The sequence below is a fragment of the Acuticoccus kalidii genome (genome assembly GCF_021556395.1).
In the GTDB taxonomy this organism is placed as follows: domain Bacteria; phylum Pseudomonadota; class Alphaproteobacteria; order Rhizobiales; family Amorphaceae; genus Acuticoccus; species Acuticoccus kalidii.
In genome coordinates, this window is record NZ_JAKGCS010000019.1 from 1 (window position 1) to 17541 (window position 17541).

General features: G+C 68.7%; 18 protein-coding genes. 5 read left to right on the forward strand and 13 right to left on the reverse strand.

Annotated features, from left to right (window positions below):
• Positions 1 to 78: 78 nt before the first annotated feature.
• A protein-coding gene (locus L1787_RS12340) for an IS630 family transposase (RefSeq protein WP_235708155.1) occupies positions 79 to 1022 on the forward strand; the annotation gives its coding sequence in 2 pieces (ribosomal slippage) (positions 79 to 421 and positions 421 to 1022; 945 coding nt in all).
• 81 nt (positions 1023 to 1103) lie between these two features.
• Positions 1104 to 1373 (forward strand): spike base protein, RCAP_Rcc01079 family, encoded by a 270-nt coding sequence (locus L1787_RS12345; RefSeq protein ID WP_235709168.1) that lies wholly within the window; start codon positions 1104 to 1106, stop codon positions 1371 to 1373.
• Between the two features lie 17 nt (positions 1374 to 1390).
• Here the strand turns inward: L1787_RS12345 and L1787_RS12350 are convergent, their stop codons facing one another.
• The 4 genes from L1787_RS12350 to L1787_RS12365 all read right to left on the reverse strand — a co-directional run bounded on the left by L1787_RS12350 (position 1391) and on the right by L1787_RS12365 (position 6187).
• Positions 1391 to 3691, reverse strand: a complete 2301-nt coding sequence (locus tag L1787_RS12350) for a xanthine dehydrogenase family protein molybdopterin-binding subunit (RefSeq protein ID WP_235709169.1) — start codon at positions 3689 to 3691, stop codon at positions 1391 to 1393.
• Positions 3688 to 4173: a (2Fe-2S)-binding protein gene (locus tag L1787_RS12355; RefSeq protein ID WP_369415092.1), complete on the reverse strand. Its 486-nt coding sequence runs from the start codon at positions 4171 to 4173 to the stop codon at positions 3688 to 3690. The genes L1787_RS12350 and L1787_RS12355 overlap by 4 nt, the downstream gene beginning before the upstream one ends.
• 19 nt (positions 4174 to 4192) lie before the next feature.
• Positions 4193 to 5050, reverse strand: a complete 858-nt coding sequence (locus L1787_RS12360; protein ID WP_235709170.1) for an FAD binding domain-containing protein — start codon at positions 5048 to 5050, stop codon at positions 4193 to 4195.
• Between the two features lie 120 nt (positions 5051 to 5170).
• Complete coding sequence (locus L1787_RS12365; protein ID WP_235709171.1) at positions 5171 to 6187, reverse strand: GTP cyclohydrolase II; 1017 nt, start codon at positions 6185 to 6187, stop codon at positions 5171 to 5173.
• Positions 6188 to 6481: 294 nt separating this feature from the next.
• Between L1787_RS12365 and L1787_RS12370 the strand changes: the two genes are divergently transcribed.
• Entirely contained in the window at positions 6482 to 7771 is a 1290-nt protein-coding gene (locus tag L1787_RS12370) for a CaiB/BaiF CoA transferase family protein (protein WP_255720494.1), read from the forward strand.
• A gap of 2 nt (positions 7772 to 7773) precedes the next feature.
• The gene (locus L1787_RS12375; RefSeq protein ID WP_235709324.1) at positions 7774 to 9381 is read left to right on the forward strand and encodes a thiamine pyrophosphate-binding protein; all 1608 of its coding nucleotides are present in this window, start codon (positions 7774 to 7776) and stop codon (positions 9379 to 9381) included.
• 41 nt (positions 9382 to 9422) lie between these two features.
• Here the strand turns inward: L1787_RS12375 and L1787_RS12380 are convergent, their stop codons facing one another.
• The 4 genes from L1787_RS12380 to L1787_RS12395 all read right to left on the reverse strand — a co-directional run bounded on the left by L1787_RS12380 (position 9423) and on the right by L1787_RS12395 (position 11459).
• A complete protein-coding gene (locus L1787_RS12380) occupies positions 9423 to 10328 on the reverse strand; it encodes an SDR family NAD(P)-dependent oxidoreductase (protein WP_235709172.1) in 906 nt (301 codons plus the stop codon).
• 1 nt (position 10329) lies between these two features.
• Positions 10330 to 10809 carry an SsrA-binding protein SmpB gene (gene smpB, locus L1787_RS12385; RefSeq protein WP_235709173.1) on the reverse strand — a complete coding sequence of 160 codons (480 nt, stop codon included), beginning with the start codon at positions 10807 to 10809 and terminating at the stop codon, positions 10330 to 10332.
• A gap of 21 nt (positions 10810 to 10830) precedes the next feature.
• A complete protein-coding gene (locus L1787_RS12390; protein WP_235709174.1) occupies positions 10831 to 11163 on the reverse strand; it encodes a hypothetical protein in 333 nt (110 codons plus the stop codon).
• A 92-nt stretch (positions 11164 to 11255) separates the two neighbouring features.
• Positions 11256 to 11459 (reverse strand): DUF2842 domain-containing protein, encoded by a 204-nt coding sequence (locus L1787_RS12395; RefSeq protein ID WP_235709175.1) that lies wholly within the window; start codon positions 11457 to 11459, stop codon positions 11256 to 11258.
• Between the two features lie 204 nt (positions 11460 to 11663).
• Here L1787_RS12395 and L1787_RS12400 point away from each other — a divergent pair, with 204 nt between their 5' ends.
• A complete protein-coding gene (locus L1787_RS12400) occupies positions 11664 to 12707 on the forward strand; it encodes a COX15/CtaA family protein (RefSeq protein WP_235709176.1) in 1044 nt (347 codons plus the stop codon).
• 53 nt (positions 12708 to 12760) lie between these two features.
• Here L1787_RS12400 and L1787_RS12405 read toward each other — a convergent pair whose 3' ends face one another.
• From L1787_RS12405 to L1787_RS12425, 5 genes are all read right to left on the reverse strand, one after another.
• Positions 12761 to 14041: an O-acetylhomoserine aminocarboxypropyltransferase gene (locus L1787_RS12405; protein WP_235709177.1), complete on the reverse strand. Its 1281-nt coding sequence runs from the start codon at positions 14039 to 14041 to the stop codon at positions 12761 to 12763.
• 110 nt (positions 14042 to 14151) lie between these two features.
• Entirely contained in the window at positions 14152 to 14538 is a 387-nt protein-coding gene (locus L1787_RS12410) for a hypothetical protein (protein WP_235709178.1), read from the reverse strand.
• A 76-nt stretch (positions 14539 to 14614) separates the two neighbouring features.
• Positions 14615 to 15685, reverse strand: coding sequence for a class I SAM-dependent methyltransferase (locus tag L1787_RS12415; RefSeq protein ID WP_235709179.1), 1071 nt, complete (start codon positions 15683 to 15685; stop codon positions 14615 to 14617).
• A complete protein-coding gene (locus L1787_RS12420) occupies positions 15682 to 16821 on the reverse strand; it encodes a class I SAM-dependent RNA methyltransferase (RefSeq protein ID WP_235709180.1) in 1140 nt (379 codons plus the stop codon). The genes L1787_RS12415 and L1787_RS12420 overlap by 4 nt, the downstream gene beginning before the upstream one ends.
• Positions 16818 to 17537, reverse strand: coding sequence for a TlyA family RNA methyltransferase (locus L1787_RS12425; RefSeq protein ID WP_235709181.1), 720 nt, complete (start codon positions 17535 to 17537; stop codon positions 16818 to 16820). Before L1787_RS12425 ends, L1787_RS12420 begins: the two co-directional genes overlap by 4 nt.
• Positions 17538 to 17541: the final 4 nt, after the last annotated feature.

Consider the following 17541-nt stretch of genomic DNA (forward strand, 5'->3'; position numbering starts at 1 on the left):
CTAGAGCACTTTCGGCTTGCGGAGAATCGGGCAAATCAGATTCTGAGATGGTCGTGATCGCGTTCGGGAGTTCGCACGATGGCGCCGCTGTCCCATGATTTGAGGGTTCGTCTCGCAAGAGCCGTCGATGCCGGCGGCTCGGCTCGCCAGGTGGCGGCCCGCTTCGATGTGAGCCCGTCGACCGTCGTCAAGCTGATGCAGCGAGTGCGGGCGACCGGCAGCGTCGAGCCGGCCCGGATCGGCGGGTATCGCAAGCCGCTGCTGGCCGCTCACGAGGCAACGATCCGGGAGCTGGTGGCGGCAAACGGGAGCATCACGCTCGTCGAGCTGAGGGCGGCCATCATCGCGCGCGGCGGCCCGGCGGTGTCGCTGTGGGCGGTCTGGTCGATGCTGCAACGGCTCGGGCTCAGGCACAAAAAAAGTCGCTGAAGGCGGCAGAGCAGAACCGCCCCGACGTCGCGAAGGCGCGCCGGCGCTGGCGCGGTTTCCAGGGTTTCATGGATCCGGACCGCTTCGTCTTTCTCGACGAGACCGGAGCCTCAACCAACATGGTCCGCCGCACGGGCTGGGCCCCGAAGTCCGAGCGGCTCGTCGACCACACCCCGCACGGACACTGGCACACGACGACGTTCGTCGCTGGCCTCCGGGCGTCTGGGATCGTCGCGCCGCTCGTGCTGACCGGGCCGATGAACGGGCGGACCTTCCTCGCCTATGCCGAGCAGTTCCTCGCGCCAGCACTCTCGCCGGGCGACGTCGTGGTGATGGACAACCTCGCGGCGCACAAGGTCGCCGGGGTGCGCGAGGCGATCGCCGCGGCCGGCGCCAGCATCCTCTACCTGCCGCCCTACAGCCCCGACCTCAACCCGATCGAGATGGCCTTCGCCAAGCTGAAGGCGCTCCTGCGAAAGGCGGCCGCACGAACCCGCGACGAACTGTGGGATACGATTGGCGCACTCCTCGCCCGCTTCGATCCCGACGAATGTCGCCGCTACATCCGCCACTGCGGCTATGAGTACGACTGAGCCGAAAGTGCTCTAATCCCCGCCTGCGAAGGCGGCCGTACCCTTCTCGCGCGAAACGCAGCATCGAGAAGGACACCGACCATGCCTGCCGACAATCCCTTCCAATCCTATCAGCGGAGCGCATCGGCGCCCGCGAGCGACGCCTTCACCGTGACGCCGAGCGACGGGACCGATCTCGCCACCGTGGCGCGCGGTCTCTTTGTCGGCGGTGCCGGCAACGTCAACGTGGTGACCCTTGGCGGGACGACGGTGATGTTTCCGGGCGTCGCCGCCGGCACCATCCTGCCGTGCGGCGTCACGCGCGTTCTTGCGACCGATACCACCGCGACCAACATCGTGGCGCTCGTCTGAGGCCACGAAGGCCGTCGCTAAGCGGTTTCCCTCGCGCGGATCTGGGCCATGATGCGGGCGGGGGAGATCGGCAGGTGCGTCACGAACCCGGGTGCGGACAGGGCGGCATCGACCGCCGAGGCGATCGCCGCGCCGATTCCGGTGAAGCCGCCATCCATCGCGCCCTTGATGCCGAGCGGGTTGAGCGGCGTCGGCGCGGCCTCGGAGACCAGAACCTCGATATCGGGAAGCTCGCACGCGGTCGGGACGGGATAATCCGCATAGTTGATGGCGCGCGGATCGCCGAGCCCCGACACGTCGAGAGCCGTATAGAGCGCGCCGGCGATGCCTTCGAGGGCGCCGCTCGCAAGCTGGCTCTCGACGAGCGCCGGATTGACCGCGTTGCCGACATCGTAGGCGACGAAGGCGCGCGGAATGCGGACCATGCCGGTCTGCTTGTCGATCTCGGCGAGAACGATATGGACGCCATAGGGGAAGCTCAAGCCGTCGGCCTTCGCCGAGCCTTCGGTGACGAGGCCGCGCCCGCCCCGGTCCGACAGGAGGCCGCCGGGCTCGAGTGCCGCCGCGATGTCGCCGAGCGAAAGCGCGACGCCGAAATGACGGTCCGCCTCGCGAATCCGGCCGGACTGGATGGTGAGACGGTCGCCGGTATCGTCGAGAAGCGCTTGCGCGGCGTCGAGGATCAACTCGCGTGCCGCCTCGGCCGCATATTGCGCCGCGGTGATGACGAGTTCAGCGCTTGGCGGCACCGGCGATGACACGGTGTGGATCCGGTCGGTCTCGCCGGTCCTCACGCGGACCGTGTCGTAGTCGACGCCGACGATATCGGCGACGACCTGGGCAATCGTCGTCGGCATGCCCTCGCCGAGATCGCTCGCGGCGGTGACGATCTCGACGATGCCGATGCGGTCGACCGACAGGCGGACATGGGCGGCCTCGCCCATTCCGGCGACGTCCACGAACGCCGCGCAGCCGAGGCCGACGAGCTCGCCCTTCGCGCGCCGGTCGTCGGTGCGCTGGCGCAAGAGCTCGAGCGAGAAATGCTTCATCGTCTGGTCGACGAGATGCTGATAGCGGCCGCTGTCATAGACGATCGGGCGGCCGAGCGCGGCAAGGTGGCGATCGTGCGGCAGATCTTCGGGGGCGAGAAGGTTGCGCGTGCGGATCTCGAACGGATCGGCGCCCAAAGCGGCGGTGACGGCGTCGAGCAGGCGCTCGCGCACGAATGTCGCCTCGGCCCGTCCCGCGGCCCGGAAGCTGCCGGCGGGGGTGCGGTTCGTCATGCGCACGTGGGCGGTGCCGCGAAAAGCCTTGAAGCGGTAGGGGCCCGGCAGCATCGCGGTGAGGAACTCGGCGACCATCATGCCCTCGGCGCGGACATAGGCTCCGGCGTCGATCATCACGTCGACATCGAGGCCGAGGAGCGTGCCGTCCGGACCGACCGCGGCGCGCGCCTTCGCGGTCATGCCGCGGGTCTGAGCGGCGGCGTGAAGGTGTTCGCGCCGATCCTCCACCCAGGCGACGGGGCGCGCCAGAACGCGTGCGGCATGGGTGACGAGCACGTCTTCCGGGTCGATCTCGCCGTGCGCACCGCTGCCGCCGCCGAGATTGGGGACGTGGACGGCGATCCCGGCGCGCGGGAGGCCGAGCATCGCGGCGAGCGTGTCGCGATGATGGGGTGCCGAGCGGGCCGGGGCCCACAGGTCTACGATATCGCGCGCCGGATCCCATTGGGCGAGGAGGCTGCGCGTTTCCGCCGGAACGGCCCCGTCACGGGCGAGATCGACCTCGATGGCGACGACATGGGCGGCGCTCTGGAAGGCGCTGCCGAGATCGCCGAAGGCCTTGCGCACCGTCGCCGCTTCGTTGGACCGGGCGGCGTCCATCACGTTGGGGATCGGTCCGGCAGGGTCGAGTGTCGGCTCGAGCGGCGCGATGTCGAGTGCGACGCGCTCGGCCGCGTCGTCCGCGGCGGCCGCGCTCTCGGCGAACACCGCTGCGACGGGCTCGCCGACATAGCGCACGAGATCGCGGGCGAGGATGGGCTGGAGGAATGACGCGATCGCGGCCGGCGCCGGGCCGCGCACCGGGATCGGCGGGATCGCCGCGATGTCGGCCGCAGTCCACACCGCGACGACGCCTGCGACGTCGAAGGCGGAGCTGGTGTCGACGTCCTTCAGCCGGCCGAACGCCACAGGGGAGCGCACGATGCGCATATGGAGCTGACGCGGAAAGGCGAAATCCGCCACGAATCGACCGCGTCCGGTGACGAGCGCGCGGTCCTCGATGCGGGAGAGGGAGCGGCCGGAGTGCTTCATGATCCGTCCGCGCGCATCGCGATCTGTCCGGCCTTCAACGCCCGCAACACGGTCTGATATCCCGTGCATCGACACAGATTCGCGCCGAGGAGGCGGGTGAGGGCGGCCTCGTCCATGTCGGGCTCGCGCGTCAAGGCGCCGACGGCGAGCATCAGGAGGCCGGGCGTGCAGTAGCCGCAGCCGACCGCATTGTGGTCGAGGAGCGCCTGTTGCAGCGGGTGGAGCGTCTCCCCGTCGGAAAGGCCCTCGACGGTGCAAATGGCGCTCCCGTCGGCCTGGACCGCGAAGAGGAGGCAGGCCCGTATCGGCGCGCCGTCGAGAAGAATGGTGCAGGCCCCGCACACACCCTCGTCGCAACCGACATGCGTGCCGGTGAGGCGGCATTCGTCGCGCAGGGCATCGGCGAGGCTGGTGCGCGGCTCGACGCGGATCGTGCGCCGCTCGCCGTTCACCTCGAAGGTGACGTCGACCATACCGGTCATGAGGCTGTCCGCGGCGCGATCACCGGAACGACCTGTCGAGCGCGCGCGAGACGGCCGCGCGGGTCAATTCGCGCCGATAATCGGCGTCGGCGGCGAGGTCGGACACCGGATCGACGGCGCTCGCCACGAGGTCGGCGACCTCGCGAAAGAGCTGCCGGGTCGGCTCGCGGCGCTCCAGCATCGCCTCGGCCTCGGGGATCCGCCGGGGCGTCGCCTCGACGCCGCCGACGCCGAGGCGGACCTTGGTCATCTCGTCCTCGTCGCGCTGGTAGACGACGAGTGTCGAGGCGAGCGCATAGTCGCCGCTGCGTCGGCAGATCTCGGAAAAGCCGTAGCGGGTCGCGGCGGGGAGGAGGGGAATCTGCGCCTCAATGATCATCTCGTCGTCGGCGAGGGTGGTGTCCATCATGCTTTCGAAAAAGTCGGCCGCTTCGATATTGCGCACGCCGCGCGTCATCGAGCGGACGAGGAGCTCGGCGCCGAGAACAACGCTCGCGAGACACCATTCCGCCGCGGGGTCCGCATGGGCGAGCGCGCCGCAGAAGGTGCCGCGCATGCGGATCGGAAGGTGGCCGATATGGCCGGAAAGCTCGGCGAGGATGGTGGAGAGCGGGCCGTTCGCCGACAGGCGCTCGAAATCGGCATGCCGCATCAACGGGGGAACGCGTAGACGACCGGCCGATATCGTGGGCAACGCGGCATTCTCGATCCGGTTGAGGTCGATGAGGACGGTCGGTCGCGCGAGGCGCGCGGTCATCGTCGGCACGAGGCTCTGACCGCCGGCGAGAAGGCGTGCGTCATCACCATGCTGCGACAGCACGGTCAACGCCTCGTCGATCGACGTCGGTGCATGGTAGGCGAATGCTGCCGCTCTCACAGCGCTCCCCCTGCGCCCTATCGTGTCGGAACAGTGTGCGAAGCCGGTGAGAGGGTGCAAGCCAAGGGGCGCCGCCCGGCCTCGCGTTTCACAGTTATCGCAGGTTCGACCCGTGCACCGTCAGAGACGGTGCCCGCTTCGGCGACGCTTGGTTGCGAGATAATCCGCGTTCTGCGGCGTCACCGGCCCGATGAGGGGGACCGGGGTGACGCGGATGCCGGATGATTCGAGGCCGGCCGCCTTCGCCGGATTGTTGGTCATCAGGCGCACCTCCTCGAGGCCGAGCCGAGCGAGCACGGCCGCGGCGGCGGCATAATCGCGCTCATCATCGTGGTAGCCGAGCGCGACGTTGGCGTCGACGGTGTCGAGGCCGGCGTCCTGCAGGGCGTAGGCGCGCAGCTTGTTGACGAGGCCGATGCCGCGCCCCTCCTGCGCCGTATAAAGGAGGACGCCGCCGTCACTCGCAATCCGGTCGAGGGCGAGGCGGAGCTGGGCGCCGCAATCACATTTCAGCGAACCGAAGATGTCGCCGGTGACGCACGAGGAGTGGACCCGCACCAGCGTGCAAGGGACCATGTCGCCGACGGCGACCGCGCTGACACAGCCGCCGATCGCATTGCGGAACGCGGTGACGTTCGCCGTCGCGCCCGCTGCGAGGGGAACCGGGGCGCTCGCGATCGGCACGAAGGTGGAGGCAAGGGTCCGGCGGAAGGCGAGGACGTCGGCGACATCGACGGACAGTGTGCCCTCGGGCGCCGCGTCGACATGGCCGACGGTCATCGCGGGCAGTCGCTCGGCGAGCTTGGCGAGCTCGGTCGCCGCGCTCGCGAGGGCGCCGCCTTCGGTGATCTCCGCGCCGGCGAGTTCGGCCTCGCGGGCGCTCGCGAGCGCCATCAAGGCGGCGGCGTCCGCGCCGGGCAGGCGGATGAAGGACGGCGCTTCGCCGAGCGTCAGAAAGCTCGCCCGCGCGGTCGAGATCGCCAACGTGTCGGACAAAACCACGCCGCCATCGAGGGGCGCGACGAGGATTTTGCGCGTGCCGTCATCGAGGATCACCGGACGGCCCGCCCCGACCTCGCCGACACAGCGATGGGCGGCGATGAAGCCGGGCTCGTCGATCCGGCGGCGCGGCGTCATCGCGCCATCCCTCTGGGGCGAGAGGTGGGCGCCATGGGCGCGTCCGTCCTGGGCGGCGCTGGTGGGCATACGCAAAGTCTCACGCTCTTCGTCTCGATCCGGTCGTTCATGGTCCCGTCAGGTGAATTCGCGACGATCGGGCCGCGTGGCACCGACGGACACGGGAGCGGACTTGACATGGCCTTCAATTCGCGGCGAGGCAAGCCGAGGATGACATGCCAGCCGCCCGCAAGACTTTGTCGACGGGGCCGCGGCCCGGTATCGTGATGCCTCTCAATGCGCCTGGAGTTCCCCTTGGACAACGTTTCCTCCGCTCCACAATCGTCCGCGGGGCCGCTCGCCGGCATCCTCGTGCTCGACATGTCTCGCATTCTTGCCGGGCCGACTGCGACACAGCTTCTCGGCGATCTCGGGGCGGACATCATCAAAATCGAGCGCGCCGGCGTCGGTGACGACACACGCCGCTGGGGCCCGCCCTTCGTGCAGGATCACGAGGGCAAGGATACCGCCGAAAGCGCTTATTATCTTGCGGCAAATCGCAACAAGCGGTCGCTCGCGTTGGATCTTTCCACCGCGGAGGGGCAGGAGATCTGCCGCCTGATCGCGGCGAAGGCCGATTTCGCGATCGAGAATTTCAAGGTCGGCGGCGCCGCGCGCATGGGGCTCGATTATGCCTCGCTCTCGGCGATCAATCCCCGCCTGATCTACGCTTCGATCACCGGCTTCGGGCAAACCGGACCGCTCGCGAGTCGTGCGGGCTATGATTTCATGGCACAGGGGCGCGGTGGCATCATGAGCGTCACCGGCGAGCGGGACGACAAAGGCGGCACGCCGCAAAAGGTCGGCGTCGGCATCGCCGACGTGATGACGGGGATGTACGCGACCGTCGCGCTCCTCGCCGCCCTCGAGGCCCGGCACCAGACGGGGCGCGGGCAGTATATCGACCTGTCGCTGTTCGACTGCCAGCTCGCCTGGCTCGTCAACCAGGGAACGAGCCACCTGATGACCGGCGAGACGCCGACCCGTCTCGGCAACGGCCATCCGACCATCGTCCCTTATAATGCGTTCGAGGCGTCGGACGGGATGTTCATCCTTGCGATCGGCAATGACGGTCAGTTCGCGAAATTCTGCGCGGCGGCCGGTGAGCCGGCGCTCGCTCACGACCCGCGCTTTCAGACGAACCGGGCGCGCGTCGAGAATCGCGATGCGATCGAGGCGGAGGTCAACCGGCTGACGCGGCAGAAGACGGCGGCCGAATGGTCGGCGATCCTCGACCCGCTCGGCGTGCCGACCGGGCCGATCAACACGATCGCACAGGCCTTCGCCGAACCGCAGGCCGAGGCGCGCGGGGCCCGTGTGCGCCAGCCGCACCCGATCTCGGCGACCGGCTCGGTCGATACCATCGGCAACCCGATCAAATATTCCGACACGAAAGTGACCTATCGCCGTCCGCCCCCGATGGTCGGCGAACATTCGCGCGAGGTGCTGCGGGAAATTCTCGGCTTCGACGAGGCGCGGATCGATGCGCTCGCCGAAGCGGGCGCCGTCGATCTCGGCAAGGCCGAGCGGGAGGCCGTGTCGTGACGATCCGCAACGCCGACATCATCGCCCAGAAGCTTGCCGCGACCGGCGCCTCCCACGCCTTCGGCATTCCGGGCGGCGAGGTGCTCACCCTGATCGACGCGCTGGAGCGGGCGGGCATCCACTTCACGCTGACGAAGCACGAGAATGTCGCCGGCTTCATGGCCGAGGGCACGTGGCACGCGACCGGCGCGCCGGGCATCCTCGTCGCCACCATCGGGCCGGGCGTCGCGAACGCCGTCAACGTGATCGCGAACGCCTTCCAGGATCGCGTGCCGCTCATCGTATTGACCGGATGCGTCGACGATGCCGATGCCGACACCTACACCCATCAGGTGTTCGACCATGGCGCCCTTCTGTCCTCGATCGTGAAGGGCACGTTCAAGGCGAACGGCAAGAGCCTCAATCAGGTGATGGACAAGGCGCTGACGCTCGCCACCACGGGCCAGCCGGGGCCGGTCCATATCGACCTGCCGATCGCCGTCGCCGACGCGCCGGCCGAGACCGAGGCGACCGCGCCGATCGTCATCGGGGCGGGCTTCCGCCCAGTCGAGGGCCCGGAAATGCGCCGCGCCCGCCGCTGGATCGCCGAGGCGGAGCGTCCGCTCGTCATCGCCGGCGTCGATGCCGTCAACGACGACGCGGGCGAGGCGCTGCAGACCTTCTGCCGCCGTATCGGCGCCTCGCTGATCACCACCTACAAGGCGAAGGGCCTCCTCGACGAGAGCGACCGGCTCTCGCTCGGCGCGGCCGGCCTCTCGCCCCTCGCCGACAGGCACCTGATGCCGCTGGTGGAGGCGTCCGACTGTATCGTCCTCGCCGGCTATGATCCGATCGAGATGCGCCTTGGCTGGCGCAATCCCTGGCCGGACGACGCGAAGGTGATCGACGTCACGCCGGTGGTGCGCACCCACGGAATGCACCAGGTGGCGATCACCCTGTTCGGGGGCATCGCGGTGGCGCTCAACGATCTCGTCGACGGGGTCCATACGCCGCCGACCTGGGCGGGGGGCGAGCCGCAAAAGGTGCAGGTGGATCTGCGCCACGCTTTCGCGGCCGAGCCGGAGGGGTGGGGGCCGGCAACCGTCTTCCACACCCTGCGCGACGCGCTCCCCAAGGCGGCGGTGGTGACGGCCGACAGCGGCGCGCACCGTATCCTCCTCAGCCAGATCTGGCGCTGCGCGACGCCGCGCACCATGCTGCAATCCTCGGCGCTGTGCACGATGGGCTGCTCGGTCCCGCTCGCCGCCGGCTACAAGTACGCCAAGCCCGAGACGCCGGTCGTCGCCTTTGTCGGCGATGCGGGGCTCGAGATGGGGCTCGGCGATCTCGCGACGGTCCGTGATCTCGGCATCGCGCTGCCGATCGTCGTCCTCGTCGATGAAAGTCTCGCCCTCATCGAGTTGAAGCAGCGCGGCCAGCAACTCGCCAATCTGGGGGTGGACTTTGCGAAGACCGACTTTCCGGCCGTCGCGACCGCTCTCGGCGGGTACGGCGTCTGGATCGATGATGCCGAGACCTTGCGCACGGCGATGGCGGAGGCGCTCGAACGGCCGACCTTCACGCTCCTGTGCGCCCGGATCGGCCGGCGCGCTTATGACGGGAAATTCTGACCCGGACGATACCGCCGCCGCGGCCCGAGGGCCGGGGCGCGTCAGTCGGTTTCGTCGCTCTCGGCCCGTGGACGATCGAGGCGCTGGCTGAAGCCCGGCTCGACGCGCGGGTCGGGCTGGATCTCGGCATGGAAGGTCGGCACCAGCGCGTCGACCAGCCATCCGGGTCCGAACGGGGCGAGATAGGCCAGAAGCGCAAACGGAAGCGGGAAGACCGCCGTCCGCCGCCCGGCCTCCACCGCACGCACCATCTTGATCGCCGCCTTGTCGGCGCTGATCTCGAAGGGTTTGGCGCCCTGGTGCCGGGCCGACATCGGGCTCGTGACGAAGGCGGGGCAGAGGACCGTGACGGAGATCCCGTTCCGTTTCAGCCGCGGCCGGACGCCGTGAGCGTAGGCGATGAGGCCGGCTTTGGTCGCGCTGTAGACCGCAAGGTCCGGCGTCGGCAACAGGCCCGCGACTGAGGCGACGATGCCGATGCGCCGCATCGGCGCTGGCGCGCGGGACTGGGCGCGCATCCGCTCCGCCACCGCCCGCACGCTGTTGATCGTGCCGAGAAGATTGGTCCGCACGAGGCGCTCGGTGTCGGCCGCGCTCTCCAATTCGCGCGGCGAGGCGGGCCCGGCCGACAGCCCCGCATTGGCATAGAGGGCGCTGAGGGTGAAGCGCTCGCTCACGGTGTCGAGCCAATGCTCGAACGCCGGCGTCGTGATGTCGATGCGGCTCGATATGGCGCGCCCGCCGCGCGCCTCGACGGCGGCAGCGGCCCGGGCGAGCCCATCCTTGTCGCGGCCGACGAGGCCGATATGGAGGCCCGGCCGGGCAAGGCGCTCGGCGAGAGCGAGACCGATGCCGCCGGTCGCCCCGGTGATGATCACGAGGGCCGGCTTCGCCGGATCGTCGGCGAGCGTGGTGTCCTCGGACGCGTCGGCGGGAGGGATGGTCATCCTAGCCGCGCTCGCGCAACAGTCTCGCCTTGTCGCGCTGCCAATCGCGCTTCTTCTCGGTCTCGCGCTTGTCGTGGCTCTTCTTGCCGCGCGCGAGGCCGATCATCACCTTGGCGATGCCGCGGGCGTTGAAATAGAGGCGCAGCGGGACGATCGTCAGCCCGTCCTGCTGGATCGCGCCGATCAGCTTGTTCATCTCGCGCCGATGCATCAGGAGTTTGCGCGGCCGCTTGGTCTCGTGGTTGAAGCGGCCGGCCTCCTGATATTCCGGGATATAGGCGTTGTAGAGATAGAGCTCTCCGCCCGAATCGCCGGCATAGGCCTCGGTGAGGGTCGACCGCCCCTGGCGCAGCGACTTCACCTCCGTTCCGTGGAGCTGAATGCCGGCCTCGAAGGTGTCGAGGATCTCGTAGTTGAAGCGCGCTTTGCGGTTCTCGGCGACCGTGCGCGCGTTCGGATCTGGGTTTTTCGGCTTTGCCATCGTGGCTCTCGCGCGTCTTTCTCAGTAGACGCAGATCGCGAAATCGGTGCTGTCGGAGACCCAACAGGCGCGATCGCGGTTGGAACGGTAGAACGGACCGGGCAGCGGCACCTTGCGGTCGCCATAATCGGCAAACCCGTCGGCGACGCCCTGGTCGAACATCATGATCGTATAAGTCGGCTTCATCGGCGCCGACACATCGAAGCTGCCATCGCCGCCGAACTGCTCGAACGTACAGGGATAGCTGCCATTGTCCGTGGTCAGGCAGCGCGCCTGCTTCGCGTCGGCGGAGGCGAGGGAAAGGGCGGCCGAGGCGCAAACCGTGGCCGCTGCGATCAAAATTCGGTGGACCATCGGGCCGCTCCTTTGGCTTGGCCGAATAGAATAGGGATGCGGCGCCGCTTTCGCCAGCGCCGCGGCCAAGTTCGTGCGGCTCGGACGGGCGTTCAGGACGGGCGCTGCATCCAGGCGATCAGCGCGCCGATCGGGATCACCCACAAAAGACCGGCGATCGCATAATAAGCGAGTTGCACGACCCCGCTCGTCCCCGGCAGGAGCTTCGTCGCGAGCAGCATCGCCATCAGGCAGTAGACGAGCAGGAACACCACCGTGATTCCCGTTCCGATCAGCTTCTTGACGCGGACGTGCATCGCTCCCCCTCGTGAATCCGGCGCGCACGTTGCCACCGCGACACCGTGCCGTCCGTCTGCGACAGGCCTCGCTTTGGCAACGGACGATCCATCCTTTAGAGCATGACGAGGGCCGTCGTATACCGGCGGCCTGACGCATCGCATCAGGCGGTGTGTCTGAGGATGCCGCGAGCCCTCCATCGGGCGCGGACCGAAGGACCGAACATGCAGAACAACGCTCCACTCGTCTGGTGGCTGCGCATCGTCGCGCTTTTCGTACTCGCAACGCTGGTCCTCGGCGGGGCGACACGGATCACCGATTCCGGCCTGTCCATCACCGAATGGGCGCCGATCATCGGCGTCATTCCGCCGATGACGGATGCGGCCTGGGAACGGGCACTCGAAATGTACCGCCAGATCCCGGAATACCAGCTCATCAATCGGGGCATGTCGATGGGTGAGTTCCAGTTCATCTACTGGTGGGAGTGGTCGCACCGGCTCGTCGCGCGTGCGATCGGGATCGTGTTCGCCGTGCCGCTCGCCTTCTTCTGGGCGCGCGGCCAGCTTCCGGTCTGGTTGAAGCCCTGGGCGATCCTCCTCCTCGCGCTCGGCGGCCTCCAGGGCGCCGTCGGCTGGTGGATGGTGACGTCGGGCCTCGTCGACCGGGTCGATGTCAGCCAGTACCGGCTCGCCACCCATCTGACGCTCGCCTGCATCATCCTGATGATCACGGTCTGGCTCTCGGTGCGCCTGTCGGGCCGCGCAGGCCGGGTCGAGGCGCCGGGATCGGTGCGCGTCGGGGCGATCGCGATCGCGTACGCGGTGCTGGCGCAGATCTTCCTCGGCGCGCTGGTCGCCGGTCTCGATGCCGGCCACGCCTCCGACACGTGGCCCTTGATGCAGGGGCGGATCATTCCCGAAGGCATGTGGGTGCTCGAGCCGACATGGATCAACGTCTTCGAGAACCACCTCACGGTGCAGTTCGATCACCGCGTCTTCGCCTATCTCCTCACGATCCTCGTCGTGTGGCATGTCGTGGGCGCGGTGCGGGCGGAGGCCGGCAAGGGGCTCGCGCTCGCCATTTTCGGGCTGCTCGTCCTGCAGCTCGCGGTCGGAATCGGCGTCATTGTGATGCGCGTGCCGCCCTATCTCGCCGCCTTCCATCAGCTCGTCGCGGCGGTGCTCTTGTGGGTCGCGGTGGTCCACGCCACGCATTTCGCCTCGGCGCGCGAGAAGGCGGCGGCGAGGCTGGTGCGCGCGGCCGCCTGAGGCGAAGCGAGAAGAGAGCCTGACGCCCGCAAATGGCGCCAGGCTCCGCCGTGTCAGGCGGAAAGCGCCTGTTCGAGGTCGGCGATGATGTCCTCGACATTTTCGATGCCGACCGACAGGCGCACCACGTCGGGACCGGCGCCGGCGGCGGTCTTCTGCGCGTCGGTGAGCTGGCGGTGCGTCGTCGAGGCGGGGTGGATCACGAGGCTGCGCGTGTCGCCGATATTGGCGAGGTGCGAGAACAGCTTGAGGTTCGACACCAGCGAGACGCCCGCGTCATACCCGCCGGCGAGGCCGAAGGTGAACACCGCGCCTGCACCCTTCGGGCAATATTGCTGCGCGAGGCCGTGATAGCGGTCGCCCGCGAGGCCGGGATAGCTCACCCACGAGACTTTGTCGTGCGCGGAAAGATATTCGGCGACCTTCTGCGCATTCTCGCAATGGCGCTGCATCCGCAGCGACAGCGTCTCGATGCCGGTGAGGACGAGGAAGGCGTTCATCGGCGAGAGCGCGGGGCCGAGATCGCGCAGGCCGAGCACCCGGCAGGCGATCGCGAAGGCGAAGTTGCCGAAGGTCTCGGCGAGGATCATCCCCTGATATTCCTCGCGCGGCTCCGACAGCATCGGATAGCGCTTGTCCCCGGCGAAGGGGAACGTGCCGCCATCGACGATCACGCCGGCGATCGAATTGCCGTGGCCACCGAGGAACTTGGTCGCCGAATGGACGACGATATCGGCGCCGTGCTCGAACGGGCGGATGAGGTAGGGCGTCGCCATCGTGTTGTCGACGATGAGGGGGATGTTGGCGTCCTTCGCGACCTTGGCGATCGCCGCGATATCGGTGATCACGCCGCCCGGATTGGCGATCGATTCGATGAAGATCGCCTTGGTCTTGTCGGTGATCGCGGCGGCGAAGGAGGCCGGATCGTCGGCGTCGGCCCATTTCACGTTCCAGCCGAAATTCTTGAAGCTGTGCGTGAACTGGTTGATCGAGCCGCCATAGAGCTTGTTCGCGGCGACGAGCTCGTCGCCGGGGGCCATCAGGGCGTGGAGGGTGACGAGCTGGGCGGCGTGGCCGGAGGCGACGGCGAGCGCCGCGGTGCCGCCCTCGAGCGCTGCGACGCGCTCTTCGAGGACCGCGCAGGTCGGATTGCCGATGCGGGTATAGATGTTGCCGAAGGCCTGGAGGCCGAAGAGCGAGGCGGCGTGGTCGACGCTCTCGAAGACATAGGACGTCGTCTGGTAGATCGGCGTGGCGCGCGCGCCGGTCGTCGGGTCGGGTTGGGCGCCGGCATGGATCGCGAGCGTGTCGAATCCGATATCGTTTTCGGCCATTTTTGCTTCCTCCTGAGATGAAGCCGCTTGTTGCCGATTGCCCCACGGGCGTCAAACGACTTTCCGAGAGGCGGATGCGGACGGCCGTTCCGGCGCCGGATGGGCGCGCTTTAGGCGCGCGGGGCCTCGGGAGGATGCATCCTGTCGCCGGCCTTCGCCCGTGCCGATTGCAGCGCGGCGTTGGCGGCGCGAAGGGCGCTTTTCGCCTCGATCTTGCGGGCGAGCGGGCGGGTGCGCTTCAGCATCGTCGCGACCTTGCGGCCCGTCTTCGTTTCGACGAACACGAGGCCTCGATCGACGGCGCCGGAGCGCGAGCGCACATTCTTGAGGATCTGCCGAGCCGTCGAGGAGACCGAGACCGCAAGCACGATCCCGATCGCGATCAGGGGAACGCCGGTCGGCAGCGGCGTCCACACGGTCAACAGGCCCGCTGTCAGACAGAGGACCGATAAGGAGATAAAGGCGACCTTACGCGCCTGAACCGTCAAGACTTTCATGGGTGCTGTACCCGTTGCCTCGGCGACGTGTCGATGTCCGTATCATATACACCATTCGTGTGACGGACACACGACATTAGCCTCCTTGAGGCTTGCGGAAGACGAACACCTTCGAAACGAACGCCGGCCACATGGATTCGAGCGAGAGGCCGGCATCGGTGAACAATCCCGCGATGTCCGTCGTCAGATACGAGCGATAATATGGCTCGTGGAAGAGCTGCGGGAAGAGCTCCAAGAGCCCGTCGAGTTCGGGCGTGTCGCCGGTCTGCAGGCTATCCACGATGACGACCCGCCCGCCCGGAGCCACCGCACGGGCGATTTCGGCGGCGACGAGGGGGCGCACCTTCGGCGGCAACTCGTGAAACAGATAGATGTTGGTGACGAGATCGAACGCGCCGTCGGCGAAGGGGAGGTTCTCCGCGGCGGCGACGATCGCACCCGAGCCGTGGCGCGAGCCGATTGCCCCGCGCGCCATCGCGACATAGGGCTCCGACAGATCGGAGGCGATGATATTGAGGCGCGGAAAGGCGCGCCGCACGTCGCGCAGAAATGCGCCGGAGCCGGAGGCGACGTCGAGATGGCGCATGTGCCGCTGGTCCCGTGCCCGGACGAGGTCGGCGATCGGCACGAGGGCCTGGCGGCGCATCGCGGCGGCGGCGCCCAGGAAGAGGGTTTCGACCTGGGTCTCGTAAAGGGCGGCCGATTCCTCGCTCATCCAGCCGTCGGTCTGGAAGTGGAAGTTCTGCATGTAATAGCGTGGCCGGCCGCTGGCCTCGCGCTCGATTTCCTGATGGCTCCGCGTTGCGCGGCGGCGGATGATGTTCGGCAGGTCCGCGAGATAGAGCCGGCGCCGCTTGACGAGGCCGGCAAGGCCGCCGGGTTCGTCGCGCGGATAGGGGTAGAGGCCGTTCTCGATGTTCTCGAGATCGCGCAGGAGAAGATCGCGGACATAAGAGAGGAGGACGGCCCGGTCCGGCACGCCCGCCTCCGCTTCGATGACGGGCTTCGGAACGGGGGGAAGATCCTGCCCGACGCGGGCGGCAAGGCGTGTTCCCGAATAGCTTTGCGAGGCGTACCAGCCGACGCGCGCCGCCTGGATGAGTCCGAACCGTGCCCGCAGGGCGACCCGCTCGACTGGCCGCATCATTCTCTCCTCAGAACCGCCACAGCCTCGATATGGGCCGTGCCGACGAATTGGTCGACGGGCGTCACGGCCTCGATCGCATAGCCGCTCTCGGCGAGAATCGCACAATCGCGGGCGAAGGTTCCAGGGTCGCACGAAACCGCGACGATCCGCTTGACCGTGGATGCGGCGAGCGAACGGGCGAACGCCTCCGCTCCCGCCCGCGGTGGATCGAAGACGACGGTGTCGAACCGGGCGAGCTCCGGGAGCGACAGCGGGTCTTGCATCAGATTGCGGCGCACGACCGTCGCCCCGCGCCGGCCGCTCGCGTGGGCAAGGCCGGTCTCGAGCGCGGCGAGGGCGGGCCCGTCGACATCGGCAGCCGTCACCTTCGCAAAGCGGGTGAGGGGCGCGGTGAAGGTGCCGAGGCCGCAAAAGCCGTCGAACAGCGTTTCCGCGCCGGATGCGCCCTCACTGACGAGGGCGATGAGGTGGGCTTCGCCCTCGAGGCTCGCCTGGAGGAAGGCGGCCGGCGGAAACGGGATCGCGACCCCGTCGAAGCGCACGATCGGTGTCTCGCGGGCGAAGGCGAGATCGCCGTCCACGGTCAGGCGGACGATGCGCGGGTCGTCCGTCGCGAGTGGGGGCGGGGGGGCGCGCTTGTCCCGCCGCTTGCCGCGCTTCGGCTTCTTCGCGGCGCTCTTCTCGGTCGTGATCGCGACGTCGACGCCGTTTTCGCACAGCGTCGCGGTGACGCGCGCGCGGCCGCTCGTGGCGGCGGCGCCCGTCGCGAGGGCGCGGATCGCCGGAAGGGCCGCGCCGAGATCCGGTGCGAGCGCCGGGCAGGCCGCGACGTCGACGACCTCGTGCGAGCGGGCCGCCTGGTAGCCGACGGTGACGCCGCCCGCTCCCGCGACCGCGGTGAAGGTCGCGCGGCGGCGGCTCGCGAGCGGGGCGCCGCGCATCGGGGCGAGCGGCGGGGCAAGGCCGCGCGCGGCGAGCGCATCGCCGAGGCGCCCGGTCTTGAACACGCTATAGGCCGCCTCGTCCATATGAAGGGTCGAGCATCCGCCGCAGCGGCCGAAAAGGGGGCAGGCCGCGCGGCCCCTGTCGCGCTCGGCGGGCGCGAGCTCGGCGGTCTTTGCGAGCGCCACCGTCATGTCCGCTCCGCGGCGAGGAGATATTCCTGGTTGCCGTCGCCGCCCGGCACCGGCGAGGGGATCGTGCCGAGAATGGTGAAACCGGCCGCTGCGATCATCGCCTCGATGCGTGCAAGGACCGCCGCCACCGGCGCATCCTCGCGCACGATGCCGCCTTTGCCGATATGGTCCTTCCCGACCTCGAATTGCGGTTTCACGAGACAAGCGAGGCGCGCCGTTTGCGCCGTGAGGGTGAGGATGGCGGGCAAAATCAGCGTCAGCGAGATGAAGCTCACGTCGGCGACGACGAGATCGGGCCGATAGGGCAGATCGTCCGCGGTGAGGTGGCGGGCATTGACGCCTTCCATGACATGGACGCGCGGGTCGGCGGCGACCGCCTCGACGAGCTGGCCGTGGCCGACGTCGAGCGCCACGATTTCGGCCGCGCCTCGGCGCAGGAGCACGTCGGTGAAACCGCCGGTCGAGGCGCCGACATCGAGCGCGAAGGCGCCGGCCGGATCGATGTGGAAATGGTCGAGCGCGGCGATCAGCTTGTGGGCGCTGCGGCTCGCATAGGGGTCGGCCTCGGCGACGATCTCGGTGTCGGGGCCGACGCGCTGGCCGGGTCGGGCGGCGGCGATGCCGTCGACCGTGACGGCGCCGCGTAGGATCGCCTCGCGCGCCTGGCTGCGGCTGCGCGACAGGCCGCGCTCCACCATGAGCTGATCGAGCCGCATCGCG

Coding starts and splice junctions, on each gene's coding strand:
- L1787_RS12345 (WP_235709168.1), top strand. CDS start 1,104: ATGCCTGCCGACAATCCCTTCCAATCCTATCAGCGGAGCGCATCGGCG.
- L1787_RS12350 (WP_235709169.1), bottom strand. CDS start 3,691: ATGAAGCACTCCGGCCGCTCCCTCTCCCGCATCGAGGACCGCGCGCTC.
- L1787_RS12420 (WP_235709180.1), bottom strand. CDS start 16,821: ATGACGGTGGCGCTCGCAAAGACCGCCGAGCTCGCGCCCGCCGAGCGC.
- L1787_RS12365 (WP_235709171.1), bottom strand. CDS start 6,187: ATGACGCCGCGCCGCCGGATCGACGAGCCCGGCTTCATCGCCGCCCAT.
- L1787_RS12405 (WP_235709177.1), bottom strand. CDS start 14,041: ATGGCCGAAAACGATATCGGATTCGACACGCTCGCGATCCATGCCGGC.
- L1787_RS12400 (WP_235709176.1), top strand. CDS start 11,664: ATGCAGAACAACGCTCCACTCGTCTGGTGGCTGCGCATCGTCGCGCTT.
- smpB (WP_235709173.1), bottom strand. CDS start 10,809: ATGGCAAAGCCGAAAAACCCAGATCCGAACGCGCGCACGGTCGCCGAG.
- L1787_RS12380 (WP_235709172.1), bottom strand. CDS start 10,328: ATGACCATCCCTCCCGCCGACGCGTCCGAGGACACCACGCTCGCCGAC.
- L1787_RS12395 (WP_235709175.1), bottom strand. CDS start 11,459: ATGCACGTCCGCGTCAAGAAGCTGATCGGAACGGGAATCACGGTGGTG.
- L1787_RS12355 (WP_369415092.1), bottom strand. CDS start 4,173: ATGACCGGTATGGTCGACGTCACCTTCGAGGTGAACGGCGAGCGGCGC.
- L1787_RS12425 (WP_235709181.1), bottom strand. CDS start 17,537: ATGCGGCTCGATCAGCTCATGGTGGAGCGCGGCCTGTCGCGCAGCCGC.
- L1787_RS12390 (WP_235709174.1), bottom strand. CDS start 11,163: ATGGTCCACCGAATTTTGATCGCAGCGGCCACGGTTTGCGCCTCGGCC.
- L1787_RS12415 (WP_235709179.1), bottom strand. CDS start 15,685: ATGATGCGGCCAGTCGAGCGGGTCGCCCTGCGGGCACGGTTCGGACTC.
- L1787_RS12410 (WP_235709178.1), bottom strand. CDS start 14,538: ATGAAAGTCTTGACGGTTCAGGCGCGTAAGGTCGCCTTTATCTCCTTA.